The following is a 16,044-nucleotide window of genomic DNA, read 5'->3' as shown; positions in this document are numbered from 1 at the left end:
AACATGAACCAATCAACAACATCGTATAATCGATCTGTGATTGTGGGGATTTTCCTCGTTGGGGCATTCGTCGCAATTTTAAACCAAACACTGCTCATTCCAGCGATCCCACATATCATGGAGGAATTCAATATTGATGTCAGCAAGGGACAGTGGCTCACCACAGCCTTTATGCTGACAAACGGGATTCTCATCCCGATCACGGCTTTCTTAATCGAGAAATTTTCAAGCCGTTCTTTAGTTTTAACGGCGCTTAGCATCTTTACAGCCGGTACAATTCTTGCCGCGTTTGCAACGAATTTCCCTGTATTACTTGCAGCGCGTATTGTGCAGGCAGCCGGCGCAGGAATTTTAATGCCGCTGATGCAAACGATCTTTTTAACCATTTTCCCGAAAGAAAAACGCGGGCAGGCAATGGGTATGGTCGGACTTGTCATTTCGTTTGCACCAGCTCTTGGACCGACACTTGGCGGCTGGATTGTCGATTCCTTCAGCTGGAAGTTCTTGTTCTATATTGTACTGCCAATCGGTATCATTGATCTCATTCTTGCTTTCTTCTTAATGAAAAATGTAACGCAGCAAAGAGAGACACGAATTGATGTTTTATCTGTCATCTTGTCGTCCTTCGGTTTCGGCGGACTGCTTTACGGATTTTCTAGTGTTGGCACATATGGCTGGACGAGTGCGACTGTCCTCATTTCGCTCATTGTCGGCGCCGTGAGCTTGTTCTTCTTTATTCTGCGCCAGTCGAATTTGACAAGACCGATGCTTGAATTTGGTGTCTTTAAGTTTGCGATCTTTAGCTTGACGACCTTCCTTGGGATGCTTGTCTTTGCCTTATTGATTGGGACAGAGACGATTCTGCCACTCTATACGCAAAATGTCAGAGGATTGTCTGCTCTTGATACAGGACTGATCTTATTGCCTGGTGCTCTCTTTATGGGGCTCCTCTCACCAATTATTGGACGAATTTTTGATAAAGTCGGTGGAAAAGGGCTGGCATTAGGCGGGTTTACGATACTTACCGTTACGACCTTGCCATTTATGCTGCTCACCCTTGATTCATCCATCGCCCTCATTACGGTCGCCTACACGCTTCGCTTAATCGGGGTTGGGATGATCATGATGCCGCTGACAACCGCAGGTATTAACTCTTTACCGCCTCATTTGATCCCGCATGGGACAGCGATGAATAACACGATGAGACAAATGGGCGGCTCCATTGGGACGGCTGTGCTTGTCTCCATCATGAGCAGCTCTGCTGCAAATGCAGAATTAGCCAGCCCATTAAAATCAGCCGTTCACGGCATGAACACGTCGTTTATCGTGTCTGGTTTGATTGCGGTCCTTGGACTCGTCCTCTCCTTTTTCTTAAAGGAAAAACGCGATAATAAAGTGATGAAGCAGGAGCTATCTTCCTCCTCATCTTCTTCATAAGAAAAAGAGCTCGGCATATGGCCGGCTCTTTTTTCATATATTCACATTATATCGTCCTCTCCAAAAGGACATTTGTATTTACAGTGAAGAAAAACCTTGATAATTTGAAGAAAAGAGTTGATAATAGGAACTATTCAATTTGTGAGAAAATTTTTACTATAGGAGATGTATGCATTGAAGGTCGTTAAATTTGGTGGCAGTTCACTTGCATCTGGCAAGCAGCTGCAAAAGGTATTTGACATTGTAACAGCAGATCCAGCTCGAAAAGCAGTCGTTGTTTCCGCACCAGGAAAACGGCATTCAACGGATACGAAGGTCACCGATCTATTAATTAGCTGTGGTGAGCAATATTTACGTTTAGGGGAAGCAGAGGATTTACAGAAAGCCGTCATCGAACGGTATGCCTCGATTGCGGATGAACTCGGGTTAAGTCATGACGTGATTGACACCATTCGGCAAGATCTAGATGCCCTCTTACAGGCAGATACGTCTCACCCTGAGCGATATCTTGATGCCATCAAAGCAAGCGGTGAAGACAATAACGCAAAACTCATTGCCGCCTATTTCCGCTATCAAGGTGTCGAAGCTCACTATGTGAACCCAAAGGAAGCTGGTTTATTTGTGAGCGATGAGCCTGGTCAAGCGCAAGTCCTTCCAGAGTCATATGATCATTTGTACAAATTAAGAGAGCGCTCTGGCATCATCATCTTCCCTGGCTTTTTTGGCTTTAGTCTATCGGGGGACATCGTCACCTTTTCTCGCAGCGGCTCCGATATTACCGGTTCCATTTTGGCAAACGGTTTGAAAGCAGATGTGTATGAAAACTTTACAGATGTGGATGCTGTCTACGCTGTTAATCCAACGATCGTTCATGAGCCGAAGGAAATTACAGAGCTGACGTACCGGGAAATGCGCGAGCTATCCTATGCTGGTTTTTCTGTGTTCCACGATGAAGCACTCATTCCAGCCTTCCGTGCAGGCATTCCTGTGCAAATTAAAAACACCAATAATCCCTCAGCAAAAGGCACAAAAATTGTGAACCAGCGAGATCATACAAATGGACCAGTTGTCGGAATCGCCTCAGACAGCGGTTTTTGCAGCATTTATATTAGCAAGTATTTGATGAACAGAGAAGTCGGTTTTGGACGTAAGGTGCTGCAAACGTTAGAGGAATATGGGCTTACGTATGAGCACGTTCCTTCTGGCATTGACGATATGAACATTATTTTAAGACAGGATCAGCTGAAGGAGCAGCATATTGAACAAGAGCTGCTCGACCGCTTGAAGCTTGTGCTTGATGCAGATGAGGTCGTTTTAGAGCCGAATCTCTCACTCATTATGGTTGTAGGAGAAGCGATGCGTCACAATGTTGGCACCACAGCAAGAGCAGCAGAGGCGCTGTCAAAAGCGAAGGTCAATATTGAAATGATCAATCAAGGCTCTTCAGAGGTCAGCATGATGTTTGGCGTCAAAGCGGCTCAAGAAAAAGAAGCCGTTCAAGCGTTGTATGAAGAATTTTTCTCTATGTCTACCGTCCCTGTCTCCCTTTAACCAGCAGACTGCCAGATCTCAGGATCGGCAGTCCTTTTTGTTCTCGCCAGATTCACATGGATTTGCGCATTAAAATATATCTATTTCTCGTTTGATTTTGTATGATAGAGACAAACCAACTATTGTTCCGGCCTATGATCGGAGCTACAAGGAGTCCTAAAACAATGCCTCGTCAACAACTATTAAAACAGTTTCGCAATTTTCATGATGCTTCTACGAGTATTTTAAATATGATGAGTCAATTCACTGATGTAAATACACTGTTTATTGCTAAAAACGATCAAACCACCAATCAGATTGTAAAGGTGCTGAATCATGATGAGCAGCTTCTTGAAGAAGGAGAAGAAATTCCTTACGAGAAGACATTTTGCAAACTGGCGGTCGATCATCAGGATACGCTTGTGATTCCTGATATATCATTGGATGATCGTTCTAAATACTTAGAAGTCACGAAACGTCTTCAAGGCGGATCATTCATCGGAGTGCCGATTAATTTTACAGATGGCACAAACTACGGAACGATTTGCGGGCTTGATCTAAGACCACAGCAATTCACAGAAGAGCATGTGCATATGTTTGAAACGATGGCTTCTCTATTAAGCTACGTCCTGGAACTAGACCGTGCCAACCGGCAGATTCAGCAATTATCTGTACCGATCGTCCCAGTTGTTGACGGTGTCGCCGTGCTTCCTCTCCTAGGTGATATCGAAGAGACACGTGCTCAGCATATTTTAGAAACCATTTTACAGGAAAGTTACAGACTGTCGCTCTCTCATTTGGTCATTGATGTATCGGGAACAAAACGCCTGAATGAACAGAGCATTCAATATCTGGTCAGCTATGCACAAACGCTGAGACTTTTAGGGATTTCGGCTGTTTTAACAGGGATTAAACAAGATCTTGCTCTAAGTGCGATTCAATCGAATATTTCATTTAAAGACATTACCATCCGGAAAGACTTGCCGCAGGCACTTGCTCATATTGGCTTGACGTTTACTAAAATGGAATAAGGAATGAGACACAAAAAGGGCTAAATAAATTTTAGCCCTTTTCTTCTTTTTAAATCATGCCAGCAGCTGCAAATAAGAAGAATCGTTTCCGTCTTCAATAACTTGTAAAATCTGCTGTGCATGCGATGTGTCTGTGATACTGTTTAATTTTTGCATGATGTCTTCTTTCGATAGTGCATGGCCTGGTGCGCCCCGCGGAAGATCGACTCGTTTGCTAATGGTGGTGCCATCAGATAAGGTAAGCTTCACAATCGTAAAGCGACCTTTTGGGACAGCGTCTGGATGGGGTTCTGTCGTTTGATCATATTCTCTGCTCATCCGCTTCATCCATGTGCGCATGTCTGATGGAATGGTTTTTTTCGTAAAGGCATCCAGCGTAAGCGTCTGTCCAAATACGGCAAGTGCGATGACGTATTCGACACTGAATCGTCCTTCTTCGCCCGTCAAAGGTGTCCGCTCAATAAGCGCTGCATCTCCGCCAGGCGGGAATATGACCTCTACTTGTTTCACCTGATCCGAAAAGAAAGTATGCTCTTCCATTAAGGACAGAATCGCATCTGCTGCATGATGCGCTGCTGAGCAGAACGGGTATACTTTGAACCACAGCCCCGGCGAGACAATACGCCACGTTGTACCATATCCCTCTAGTAAACGACTTTCCGCGCGCTCCTGATCTCCATAGAGAGAAAAGAAACCAAGCGTACCATCAAGAACCGATTCATTCCCGCCAAAACCTGAACAAGCTAAGTCCATAGACCAGACGGCTGTTTTAGCCGCTAAGCCGGCTTGTAATGGTTTCATATCAGAGCCAAACTGCTTTCTCATTCCGGCTGATTGCGCTCCGGCAAAGCCGATTGCCTTCGCCAGCTCTTCCTGCGAGACTTGTTTTAAATACCCAATGGCACATACTGCTGCAATGGCTCCGAGGGTTCCGGTATTATGCCAGCCCCGCTCATAATGCGCCTTGCCGATGGATTCGCCAAGCCTTGCCATCACTTCAACACCTGTGATGTAGGCAGCTAAAAATCGATCGCCAAACCCTTTGCCGTCTGATAGCTGTGATAGCAATGCTGGAATGATAACCGCACTTGGGTGTCCTCTCACGTCTGAATGCACATCATCATAATCAAGGGCATGGATCAGGTAGCCGTTCAGCATCGCTGCTGATTGACGGCTGACCTTCTTCCCTTGTCCAATGACAGGAATTTGAGCGGCTCCGCCTTCTTGTTCCACAAGCGCCATGAGCTTTTGAATTCCTTCATCCTCTTTCGCAGCAAGCGCCGCCGCCGCAGCATCTAACAGACCATTTCGAGCCATTTCTACCGCCCGCTGATCTTGAAGTGGATTAGCAGACAGTACAGCCTCTGCCAATTGTTTTGTTAGTTCCATGATCGTGACTCCAATGCCCGAACGGCAAGCTCGGCAAAGAAGGCAGCGGCAACAGGGAGTGCTTCTTCATTTAATGTAAAGGCAGGGTGATGCCATTCCTCGGTACCGCTTGTCCCCATCCATACGAAAAAGCCTGGAATGCGTTCTTGATAAAGGGCAAAATCTTCTCCGCCCGGTGACTGCTCTGCCTGAACTACTGTGAGATCCAGCGCATCTGCCGTTTCTTCGACCACCTTTGTCAAACGCTCGTCATTCAACACAGAAGGCAAATACGGATGCCATTTCACTTCGCCTTTTGCCCCAAATCCTTCGGCAATCCCACTCACGATTTGTTTCATAAGCTCTGGAATCATCGCTCTCACTTCAGGCTCAAACGTCCGAACGGTTCCTTCCATCTCAACACGATCAGGAATCACATTCCATGATGTACCGCCTTGAATGCGTGTGATACTGACTACTGCATGATGTAAGGAGCTGATGCGGCGGCTGACGATTTGCTGAAGAGCACTTGTGATCTGCCCGCTGATGGCAATCGGGTCCACCGTGTGATTCGGAATACCTGCATGGCCACCCGTCCCTTTAATATCGATTTCAAACCGGTCAACACTTGCCATTAATGCTTTTTCTCTAATACCAATGGTGCCTACTGGCAGATCAGGTTTGTTGTGCATACCAAAAATCGCATCCACTCCATCTAATACGCCTGCCTCTATGACGTGTTTCGCTCCTTGCGCGACTTCCTCAGCCGGCTGGAACAAAATGCGGACCGTTCCTTTGATCTCGTGTTTCCGCTCTTTCAATAAAAGAGCCGCTCCAAAGATAGAAGCTGTATGGAAATCATGACCGCATGCATGCATTTTCCCAGGTACCTTTGAGGAAAATGGTTCGCCTGATGCTTCTTCAATCGGAAGTGCATCAATATCAGCTCTCAGGGCAATCGTTGGTCCCTCTTGTTCTCCTTTGATTTCACAGACGATTCCTGTTTGAAGAGCTGGAAAATCGAGTACGGTGATCCCTTCCTCTTCTAACCAGCTGCGCAGTTTTTTTGTCGTTTCATATTCTTCAAATGCCAGCTCTGGATGTTCATGAAGCGCTCGGCGAATGTTAATTAAACGTTTGTTTAAAGCTACATTTCCTATTGATTTCACTGATACTCACCCCTCTAAAGAGTAAAAAGCAGCTTATGCTTCTTCAGCCGCTGCTTCTTTTTGGATAAATCGTTTTGTCCGTTCATTCTTCGTTTCATCAAATAGCTCAGTTGGTGTGCCCTGTTCAATAATATGACCATCCGCCATGAAAATCACATGGTCTGCCACTTCTCTTGCAAACGCCATTTCATGTGTGACGATGATCATCGTTGTTTCTTGAATCGCAATGGATTTAATCACTTGAAGCACACCTGAGACAAGCTCTGGATCAAGAGCTGACGTTGGTTCATCGAGTAAAATCGCATGTGGATCAACCGCTAATGCGCGGGCAATCCCGATTCGCTGCTGCTGTCCGCCAGATAACGTGACTGGATAGCTGTCAGCCTTTTGCTCTAATCCTACCTGCTTCAGCAGCTTCATCCCAATCTCATTTGCCTGCTGCTTCGTCATTTTTTTCGTCACAAGCAGTGATTCTGTGATGTTTTGCAGTGCTGTCTTGTTTTTAAATAGATTATAGTTTTGAAACACCATGGCCGTTTGTTGACGCAGATGATGGGCTTCTTTACGTGTATACTTGGACGCATCGAGCTTCGCATCGCCAATTTCAATCATGCCTTCATCTGGTATTTCTAATAAATTTAAGCAGCGCAGCAAGGTGGATTTACCGGAGCCAGAAGGTCCGATAATGGCCACAACCTGTCCTTTTTGCACGTCGAGATTGATTCCGTCTAAGACGACAAGATCGCCGAATGATTTCTTCAAATTGGTGAGCTTGATCATGTCCACACCTCCTTAATTCCGGTAAGGTTTGCTGATTTTTCGTTCAAATAGGTCTTGAAGGAAGCTATAAATGATGGTCATAACCCAATACACAATCCCTACGGCTAAATAGGTTTCAAAGTATTTATAGTTCGCGGACGCAATCATCTTCCCTTGTGCAAACATTTCTGCCACCCCAATGGTAAAGGCAAGAGATGTTTCTTTTAAAAGACCGATAAAGGTATTCCCCGTCGCTGGAATCGCATTTCTGACTGCCTGCGGGAAAATAATTCTGACGTAAGACTGCCATCTTGTCATGCCGACAGATAGACATGCCTCTAGCTGCCCTTCATCTACAGAATTGAGGGCCGCTCTGAAAATTTCTGCTAAGTATGCTGAGTTTTTAATACTTAATCCGATAATGACCGCTGTTAGGGCATCCATTGAGGTCATCGCAGGGAATAGCTGCGGAAGACCAAAATAAATGAGAAAGAGCTGAACCAAGGTTGGAACCGCTCTGAAAAAAGAAATATACAGCTTGGCAAATTGGTATAAAACAGGTATCCGGTTTTTCGTAATGAGAGCGAATACCACACCAATGATAATGGCAAATACCATGGAGACAATCGCCATGAAGATCGTTATCGGCAAGTATTGAATCAATGTCGGAAAAACCGTCACCATATACTGCCAATCAATTTTGTTCATGTCTGCTCTTCACCGCCGCTGTCGTTATTTTTTAATTGGCACCGTGACATCGTCTTTGAAATACTTCTCAGACAATTTCTTCAGTGTCCCGTCTTCTCTTAATTCTTTAATCGCTTTGTTAAATTCTTCTCTTAGCTTGTCATGCTTTTTATCTTTGGCAAATGGGTAGCCTACTTCTTCATACACAATTGGGTTGCCAACGATTTTGAGAGGCAGACCTGTTTTTTCAATTTGAGCAAGTAATACACTGCGTCCGTTGACATAAGCATCTACTCGGCCATTTGCCACTTCATTTAATACACCGTCTTGCGTTTCATATGTTTTAATATTGATTTTTTTGTCCGGGTCTTTGCTCTCTAGGTTTTTGGCGTGGTTAGAGCCAAGAACCGCCGCCACTGTTTTTCCTTTTAAATCATCAAGACCTTTGATGTCGTTGTTGTCCTTTTTCACGATGATTTGTGTTCCTGCGTAAGCGTACGTATCTGTAAAGTTAAACGTTTGTTTACGCTCATTTGTGACTGCGACTTGGTTTGACACTGTATCCAGCTTACCAGATGTCAGCTGTCCCATCAGTCCGCTGAATTCACTCAGCTGCCAGTCTAGTTTGTAGCCGAGTTTTTTTGCGATGGCTTCAGTTACTTCGACATCGAAGCCAACAAGCTTGCCATTGTCTTTATAAGCAAACGGATAGCTTTGCCCTGTGGCGCCTACTTTTAACACTTTTTCGTCTTTGCCTTCACTCTGATTGTTGCCGCCGCAAGCTGCTAAAACTGCCAGCATTGCTGCAAATAGAACGACTAGCCACTTTTTGTTTTTCATGTTCGTAAACCCTTCTTTCTTCTTATAATTGTGTCATATCTGACCTTAGTTGTTTTTTAAAATAAACCGTGATGTGACCCTTGCCTAAATCCTTTTCTCCTGCTCTGACGTAGCCTTTGCGCTCATACATGTCCATGAGCCACGGATGCTTATCAGCTGTACCAAGAGATACGTATGGCACCTTCAGGGTATCCCTTAGCACTTCAGTTTCCACCCATTCCAGCAAGACAGAGCCTGTCCCTTTTTTGGCGGAAGGCTCTGAAGCAAACCACCAAATGTGAGGGACGCCGAACGGTCCTGGCTGCTCTCCCCAAGGCATACGGAGCGACAAGGTAGATAGAAGTTCTCCGTTTTCTTCCATCACATAGCAAAGATTCTTTTGTACATTTTTCTGAACGAGAGCGAAATCAGCATGTGCTGCTTGAAACTGGATGCCGAGCTCACGAATTGGCTCATAGGCTCTTGTTGTCAGTTCAAGCAGCGCCTCTATATCTGCTTCTGTTGCCAGACGAAACGTGTATCCCAACGTTAGTCACCTCACCCTTATGTCGTGTAGCGATTTTTTGGCTGCTTTAACCCAAGATTTTCTCGTAAGGTTTGTCCTGTGTAATCTGTTTTGAATAAGCCACGTTCCTGAAGAATCGGGACGACGCGGTCTACGAACACATCCAGCCCTTCTGGCAAGAGCGGCGGCATGACGTTAAAGCCGTCTGCTGCTTCTTCATTGATCCATGTTTCCATCACATCTGCTAGCTGCTCTGGTGTTCCAATGAAAATATTATGACCACGAGAGCCGGCAACCGATTGATAGAGCTGGCGAATGGTCAGGTTATCCTTTCTCGCCATATTCATCACAAGATCAAAGCGGCTTTTCACCGCATTTGACGTGCTTGGATCAATCTCTGGAAGCGGTCCGTCTAAAGGATACTGAGACAGATCAATCCCACCTAAGTAGTTTTGCAGAATGCTCAGCCCAATCTCAGGAACAATCAGCTCCTGTAATTCTTCATATTTTGCTTTGGCTTCTTCCTCTGTATCAGCAATGATCGGGAAGATACCCGGCATGATGCTGACGTCCTCTCTAGCACGACCAGCAGCCTCAACTTTCTCCTTCAAGCTTTGATAAAATTCCTTCGCTTTTTCGAGATCGTTTTGTGCAGTGAAAATGAGCTCAGCTGTTTTCGCTGCAAGCTTTTGACCATCTTCGGATGATCCTGCTTGAATGATCACTGGCTGCCCTTGAGGCGTGCGTGATACGTTGAGAGGACCCCGTACTGAGAAGAACTCACCTTTATGCTGGAGCTCATGAAGCTTACTAGATTCAAAGAATTCTCCCGTTGCCTTGTTTCTGACAAGGGCGTCTTCCTCCCAAGAATCCCAAAGACCTTTCACGACCTCGACAAATTCTTCTGCTCGCTCATACCGTTTATGGTGTGCTAAATGCTCTTCTCCGCTAAAATTTTTCGCTGTTTCTTCAATAGAAGATGTGACCACATTCCATGCCGCTCTTCCGCCTGATAAATGGTCAAGGGAGGCAAACTGTCTTGCAATATGGAAAGGCTCACTGTATGTAGTAGATGCTGTTGCTGCTAAACCAATTGATGAAGTAGACTCAGCAATGGACGAAAGCAGGGTGAGCGGTTCAAATCTCGTGAGTACATTCGGATGAGAGGTTTGGTTAATGGATAAGCTGTCGGCTAAAAAGAGCAAATCCAACTTTCCTTCCTCTGCTTTTTTCGCTAATTGTTTAAAATAATCCAGGTTCATGGCTGCATCTGATACGGCGTTCGGATGTCTCCAAGAGGCAACATGATGTCCAGTTCCTGCGATGAATACGCCTAGCTTGAGCTTCCTTTTCGGCTGTGACACTTGTTCTTCATCCTTTCTATATCCTGCTGTATCAAACTGAAGTCCTCAGAAGATACATTTTTCTGATTGAATTAATCGGTTTTATCAATAAAAAAAGGGCAAATGTTGCGAAAAATGAAAAATAATTATTACTATATGCCCTTTTTACAGGATTGTCAACCGCCTTCTGAACCTCCAAAATTAGGGATTTCACCCGTTCATCATGGTGTGTCGATTTCAATATTTCCGATGAGCCGGTCTGTGGTATGTGTCACCAATTGGCTGCGTTCCAGCATGTTATGGGCGATCACGGAATGAGTGGAAGATATAGTGCGGACGGCAATCGCTTTTTGAGGAGATAAATTAATGATGTTATTCCGCAGCACACGGGCTGAGGCGGCTTGATCGATAAAGATCGCCGTCGGCTGTCCGAACGAACGATTTAAATAAAAGCGGTTATCTCCAATTTGCGGTGAACCATTTTTAATATACATCACCACATATAAAGATGTTTCTTCAAAGGAATTATCTTTAATTTCTAATGGACCCGTCGTGCTGCTGTATAAGGCGTAATTTTGGTAGTGCTTAAAGCGATTCTGCCAGATGAAAGCCTTTGCACTCCCAGTGATACTGATCGTATACGAAGACGCAAGCTCTGGGTGTCCTTCTTGAATAAAGTGGTTGCCGTTGATTCCAGTTTCCCCTTCCTGCACCCATATCCCTCTGCTGAAATCTTTGAATTGATTGTGCTGGATCAGGATATTCGTTCCTCTCACCATCGCCCCATCGATCACCGAGTAGATTGTATTGTTTGAAAAGACGACGCTATCCGATTGATAGATACGCAGCGCTGCGCTTCTTTGCCCTGTATTCGTCCCCGATTCAATATGATTTCCTTCTATTAGAATACGATTCGCCATATAAACGGACACAGCCGCATCTTCAAATAGACTGATCTTATTTCCTGTAATGTGAACGCTGTCGCCCCTCACATCAATCCCTTTTTCAAATCCCTCAATCATATTGCCAATAATGATCACATTGTTTTCCGTTTGACCAAGAGAGACACCTAAGCTCGTAATTCCTGCTTTTGTAACGCCTCCTCCCACTGCACGGATCAAATTGTTGGCAATGATTGTTTCGGTGGCAAAGCCATAGGAGATACTGCTGTCTGTATGATTGCCTTCAATGATGACACCATAGCCGTTGAAATTATAAATGGAACTTGCAGCACCACCTCTTACAATGTTGTTTCGAATTTGAATATTCAGCGGTTCTTCCATATTAACTGCTTTTTCTCCGTAGCCTTCAATATCAATACCCATTCTCGGCTCGACTCCGTTTACTCCTGCTCTCTCCAGCAGACAGTCCTCCACAATGACCCCATCACAGCCTGTAATCGAGATATTGTTTCGTCTTGAATCTGTGATGTGGCAGCCAGAAATATGAATAGATGAAGCAGGCGAGTACGATTCAGCTTGTGATAATAAACCGTGGGGACTGACAATGATGCCGTCTCCCGTACAATTCTTGATTTGCACACGATTCACTTCCACATGGGAGGCCCCTTCAATACATATCCCAAAGCCCCACTCATGGGTTTTTCGTTCAGGGGGAAGCGACTTGTACACATGCTCATGACGATCCCCTTCGATTCGCCCGCCCCTGATGGTCACATGCTGAACCTTTCCTATATAAAAGGCCGCATACCCCCACGAATCATTTGGTTTTACCTTAATCACGGCATCCGGCGCCATCTCAATGTACATATGACTTGGCACCCGTATGCCTGCACCTCGGAAAGGAAAAAATCGATCACCTCTGTACACTGCATCGATTACATACGTGCCGCTCGGCAGCCAGACGTGGGAATACCCCTGTGCTTTCGTCCATTCTAAGCATTCATTGAGCCTCGCTGTACAGTCCGTTTCCCCATCCGCAATCACACCAAAATCTTGTACATTGACAACAGGTTTTTTTAGATCAGATTCATTCAATTCCCCCAACCTAAATCCCTCCTTTTCACACAAGTCCTCTTGTCATCCTATGCATGTGTAAAAGGTTTGCTTGTACAATTCTTCAAATTTTAAGTAAATTCTTCCGATATAACTTTCTGACCATTCTCACTTGAAAGAATGTTTCATTTTTTTGAGTCTTTACGCCTATTGAACTAACATTTTCCTGTTTTAGAATAGTTTTATATTGACACAAGAACTATACAAGAATATCATTTTTCTCATATCTCTTTTTTTAAGAAAGGATCTATGCCATGTCTACAATTGACCACGATAAAATTGTTAAAAGTGTTCCTCAAAAAGGGTTTTTTGGACATCCTAAAGGACTTTACACACTGTTTTTCACTGAATTTTGGGAGCGTTTCTCTTATTACGGCATGCGTGCACTGCTTATTTATTATATGTACACAGAGGTGACAAAAGGCGGTCTTGGTTTTGATCAGACGACAGCCAATTCGATCATGTCTGTCTACGGTGCGCTTGTCTATATGTCAGGCATTATTGGAGGATGGCTCGCCGATCGAGTATTCGGTTCGTCCAGTACGGTCTTTTATGGCGGGGTTTTCATTATGCTTGGACATGTCATTTTAGCTTTGCCAAGCGGAGCAACAGCGCTCTTTATTAGTATGGGACTGATTATTATTGGGACGGGCCTTTTGAAGCCGAACGTTTCAAACATTGTTGGCGACCTGTATACCAAAACGGACCCTCGCAGGGATTCTGGCTTTAGTATTTTCTACATGGGCATCAACATGGGTGGATTTATTTCCCCATTAATTGTCGGAACACTCGGTCAAAAAGTGAACTTCCACCTCGGATTCTCACTTGCTGCCGTTGGGATGCTTGTTGGACTTATTACATTTGTGATCACGAAAAAACCGAACCTTGGTCTTGCCGGCACTTATGTGACAAATCCGTTATCAGCTGCTGAACGCAAGAACTTCAAAATTTTCGGAACATTGATCATCATTGTGCTCGCTGTTTTTGTTGTCATTGGCATTCAAACAGGCGCACTCACGATTAATCTATTCACTTGGTTTGTCAGTGTGCTTGGTGTGCTCATTCCGATTGTGTATTTCATCGTCATGTATTTCAGTAAAAAGACGAGCTCAGTGGAGCAATCCAGGGTTCTCGCTTATATTCCATTGTTCCTTGCTGCGGTGATGTTCTGGGCAATTCAAGAACAAGGCTCAAACATTTTAGCCACATATGCAGATCAACGAACAAACTTGAATTTCCTAGGGATGACACTTGCCTCTTCGTGGTTCCAATCATTGAACCCAATCTTTATTGTGCTGCTGTCTCCTGTATTTGCTTGGTTGTGGATTAGACTTGGAAAGAAACAGCCGTCTACCCCGATTAAGTTCTCACTTGGCCTTCTATTTGCAGGATTATCCTTCATCATCATGATCATTCCTGCCTACATGTCTGGTCCGAATACACTTGTGAGCCCATTATGGCTCGTTCTGAGCTTCTTCCTTGTCGTGATCGGAGAGCTCTGCTTATCACCAGTTGGGCTGTCAGCAACAACAAAGCTTGCACCTGCTGCCTTCTCAGCGCAAACGATGAGCCTTTGGTTCCTTTCAAATGCGATGGCACAGGCGATCAATGCGCAAGTGGTCAAACTGTTTGATAAAGTGCCAGAAACCGTCTATTTCGGTATCATCGGAATGCTTTCCATCGTTTTATGCGGTGTGATGCTGCTCTTAACACCAGTGATCAAGAAAGCAATGAAAGGCATTCATTAAATGAAAAAAGAAGCCTCCCGATTGGGTTGGCTTCTTTTTCTGGTTTAAAACCGGATCTCATCATCTCCATGGATTTGCAGCTTAAGCGGTTCACTTTTCGCCTGATGCTTTTTCACATAGCGGTGATAGACGACATACCCAATGATCATGAGAGGGACGCCGACATATAACCCAATGCGCTGTTCCTTATCAAAGGCAAGGCTGATTAAAACGATTGTGTTGAGTGTAATCGCAATAATTGGCAGAACCGGATAGAGAGGGGTTTTAAATTTTAAGTTTTCCAGCTTTCCGCCTGCTTTAAGATATCTTCTGCGGAAAAGCATCTGTGATAATGTAATGGTGATCCAGCCAGTCTGGGCACTCATGCCGGCAATGGACACGATCCAGGCAAATACTGTTTTCTCTGCAAAGAACCCGGATAATAGCGAAATCCCTGTAAACAGGAACGTGAGCAGTAAGGCATTCATCGGAATACCGCGCTGATTCACGCGTCTAAATGCTTTTCCTGCCATTCCTTCCTTCGATAAGGAATACAGCATTCTCGTCGATGCATACAAGCCAGAGTTGGCAACAGATAATAAAGCGATGATAATGACAAAGTTCATGATGTCTGCCGCAAAAGGAATTCCCGTTCTCTCAAATACAGTAACAAATGGACTTTGCAGCACACTCGCTTCCTTCCAAGGCACCATACCCGCTAAGACAAAGATGGATAAGACGAAAAAGACGAGTGTACGCCAAACCGTCTGATGAATCGAACGAGGAACGGTTTTTTCAGGGTTTTCACTTTCCCCTGCCGCAATCCCGATCAGCTCTGTTCCTTGGAATGAAAAGTTCACGGTGATCATCGTGACCACAACGGCGAGCAATCCATTTGGAAACAAACCATCACTCACAAAATGACTGAAGTAAGGGGCAGGTTCACCGCTCGTTGTTTCAATAAAACCAAACATCGCCGCTCCGCCTACACCTATAAAGAGTAAAATCGCAATAATCTTAATGGTTGAAAAGAAAAACTCCGACTCCCCGAACGCTTTCGCCGACCGGGCATTTAATAAGAAAAGACACATTCCAAATATGAGACACCAAATCCACACATCCACTTGCGGGAGCCAGCGCCTCATCAGCTGTCCTGCTGATAAGAATTCTAGGGCGACCGTTGCCGCCCAGCCAAGCCAATAAATCCAGCCGACAGCAAAACCCGCTGCAGGGCTGACAAATTTCGTCGCATACGTATGAAACGACCCCGACACAGGAAGTGCGACCGACAACTCTCCAAGACACAGCATGGTTAAATACATAATCAATCCGCCCACAATATAAGAAAGAACGGCTCCAACTGGCCCTGCTTGTCCAATCGTATAGCCCGTTCCTAAGAAAAAGCCTGTCCCAATGACACCGCCAAGTGAAATCATAAATAAATGGCGGGAGGTCATCGCCCTTTTCAGTTGTTCGGGCTGATTTTGTCCAACATCCACAATGATGCCCTCCTTCTTCTAAGATGCTCAGTTATCAAAACATGTCTCCATGTGATTCATTCCATTTTCAAAACAACCTACTAATTATACATCTTTTATAATAAATATTCTTCCTTCTATGGTCACTGTCTCAA

13 protein-coding genes are annotated in these 16,044 nt (G+C 44.8%); 4 read left to right on the top strand and 9 right to left on the bottom strand.

Going from position 1 to position 16,044, the window contains the following annotated elements; translation table 11 throughout:
* The first annotated feature begins 3 nt into the window (after window positions 1-3).
* The 3 genes from C6Y02_RS14700 to C6Y02_RS14690 all read left to right on the top strand — a co-directional run bounded on the left by C6Y02_RS14700 (window position 4) and on the right by C6Y02_RS14690 (window position 3,998).
* Entirely contained in the window at window positions 4-1,437 is a 1,434-nt protein-coding gene (locus C6Y02_RS14700) for an MDR family MFS transporter (RefSeq protein WP_060595544.1), read from the top strand.
* A 174-nt stretch (window positions 1,438-1,611) separates the two neighbouring features.
* Entirely contained in the window at window positions 1,612-2,988 is a 1,377-nt protein-coding gene (locus tag C6Y02_RS14695; protein WP_106031589.1) for an aspartate kinase, read from the top strand.
* A gap of 164 nt (window positions 2,989-3,152) precedes the next feature.
* Window positions 3,153-3,998, top strand: a complete 846-nt coding sequence (locus C6Y02_RS14690; protein WP_044140502.1) for a GAF domain-containing protein — start codon at window positions 3,153-3,155, stop codon at window positions 3,996-3,998.
* A gap of 54 nt (window positions 3,999-4,052) precedes the next feature.
* Here C6Y02_RS14690 and C6Y02_RS14685 read toward each other — a convergent pair whose 3' ends face one another.
* The 8 genes from C6Y02_RS14685 to C6Y02_RS14650 all read right to left on the bottom strand — a co-directional run bounded on the left by C6Y02_RS14685 (window position 4,053) and on the right by C6Y02_RS14650 (window position 12,675).
* Window positions 4,053-5,387: an MmgE/PrpD family protein gene (locus tag C6Y02_RS14685; RefSeq protein ID WP_106031588.1), complete on the bottom strand. Its 1,335-nt coding sequence runs from the start codon at window positions 5,385-5,387 to the stop codon at window positions 4,053-4,055.
* On the bottom strand, window positions 5,378-6,526 hold the full coding sequence (locus C6Y02_RS14680) for an amidohydrolase (RefSeq protein ID WP_189318270.1): 1,149 nt from the start codon (window positions 6,524-6,526) through the stop codon (window positions 5,378-5,380). Before C6Y02_RS14680 ends, C6Y02_RS14685 begins: the two co-directional genes overlap by 10 nt.
* Window positions 6,527-6,568: 42 nt before the next feature.
* The gene (locus tag C6Y02_RS14675) at window positions 6,569-7,315 is read right to left on the bottom strand and encodes an amino acid ABC transporter ATP-binding protein (protein WP_060595533.1); all 747 of its coding nucleotides are present in this window, start codon (window positions 7,313-7,315) and stop codon (window positions 6,569-6,571) included.
* 12 nt (window positions 7,316-7,327) lie between these two features.
* Entirely contained in the window at window positions 7,328-8,002 is a 675-nt protein-coding gene (locus tag C6Y02_RS14670) for an amino acid ABC transporter permease (RefSeq protein WP_060595532.1), read from the bottom strand.
* A gap of 24 nt (window positions 8,003-8,026) precedes the next feature.
* Window positions 8,027-8,821 carry an amino acid ABC transporter substrate-binding protein gene (locus C6Y02_RS14665; RefSeq protein WP_060595531.1) on the bottom strand — a complete coding sequence of 265 codons (795 nt, stop codon included), beginning with the start codon at window positions 8,819-8,821 and terminating at the stop codon, window positions 8,027-8,029.
* 22 nt (window positions 8,822-8,843) lie between these two features.
* On the bottom strand, window positions 8,844-9,347 hold the full coding sequence (locus C6Y02_RS14660) for a GNAT family N-acetyltransferase (protein WP_095285964.1): 504 nt from the start codon (window positions 9,345-9,347) through the stop codon (window positions 8,844-8,846).
* 17 nt (window positions 9,348-9,364) lie between these two features.
* Window positions 9,365-10,690 carry an LLM class flavin-dependent oxidoreductase gene (locus C6Y02_RS14655; RefSeq protein WP_060595529.1) on the bottom strand — a complete coding sequence of 442 codons (1,326 nt, stop codon included), beginning with the start codon at window positions 10,688-10,690 and terminating at the stop codon, window positions 9,365-9,367.
* Between the two features lie 200 nt (window positions 10,691-10,890).
* Window positions 10,891-12,675: a right-handed parallel beta-helix repeat-containing protein gene (locus C6Y02_RS14650; protein ID WP_066031332.1), complete on the bottom strand. Its 1,785-nt coding sequence runs from the start codon at window positions 12,673-12,675 to the stop codon at window positions 10,891-10,893.
* Window positions 12,676-12,938: 263 nt separating this feature from the next.
* Between C6Y02_RS14650 and C6Y02_RS14645 the strand changes: the two genes are divergently transcribed.
* Window positions 12,939-14,432 carry a peptide MFS transporter gene (locus C6Y02_RS14645; protein WP_106031586.1) on the top strand — a complete coding sequence of 498 codons (1,494 nt, stop codon included), beginning with the start codon at window positions 12,939-12,941 and terminating at the stop codon, window positions 14,430-14,432.
* A gap of 44 nt (window positions 14,433-14,476) precedes the next feature.
* Here the strand turns inward: C6Y02_RS14645 and C6Y02_RS14640 are convergent, their stop codons facing one another.
* Window positions 14,477-15,910, bottom strand: coding sequence for an amino acid permease (locus C6Y02_RS14640; RefSeq protein WP_081311447.1), 1,434 nt, complete (start codon window positions 15,908-15,910; stop codon window positions 14,477-14,479).
* Window positions 15,911-16,044 lie beyond the last annotated feature (134 nt).

This window comes from Bacillus sp. NMCC4, from assembly GCF_002998555.1.
Classification (GTDB): Bacteria; Bacillota; Bacilli; order Bacillales; family Bacillaceae; genus Bacillus.
Note: the sequence above shows the minus strand (reverse complement) of the source record. Positions and strands in the feature narration are given on the sequence as shown.

Bases quoted from the DNA above. Each gene is read 5' to 3' on its own strand.
- C6Y02_RS14700 (WP_060595544.1), top strand. From the start codon at position 4: ATGAACCAATCAACAACATCGTATAATCGATCTGTGATTGTGGGGATT.
- C6Y02_RS14690 (WP_044140502.1), top strand. From the start codon at position 3,153: ATGCCTCGTCAACAACTATTAAAACAGTTTCGCAATTTTCATGATGCT.
- C6Y02_RS14685 (WP_106031588.1), bottom strand. From the start codon at position 5,387: ATGGAACTAACAAAACAATTGGCAGAGGCTGTACTGTCTGCTAATCCA.
- C6Y02_RS14675 (WP_060595533.1), bottom strand. From the start codon at position 7,315: ATGATCAAGCTCACCAATTTGAAGAAATCATTCGGCGATCTTGTCGTC.
- C6Y02_RS14670 (WP_060595532.1), bottom strand. From the start codon at position 8,002: ATGAACAAAATTGATTGGCAGTATATGGTGACGGTTTTTCCGACATTG.
- C6Y02_RS14665 (WP_060595531.1), bottom strand. From the start codon at position 8,821: ATGAAAAACAAAAAGTGGCTAGTCGTTCTATTTGCAGCAATGCTGGCA.
- C6Y02_RS14645 (WP_106031586.1), top strand. From the start codon at position 12,939: ATGTCTACAATTGACCACGATAAAATTGTTAAAAGTGTTCCTCAAAAA.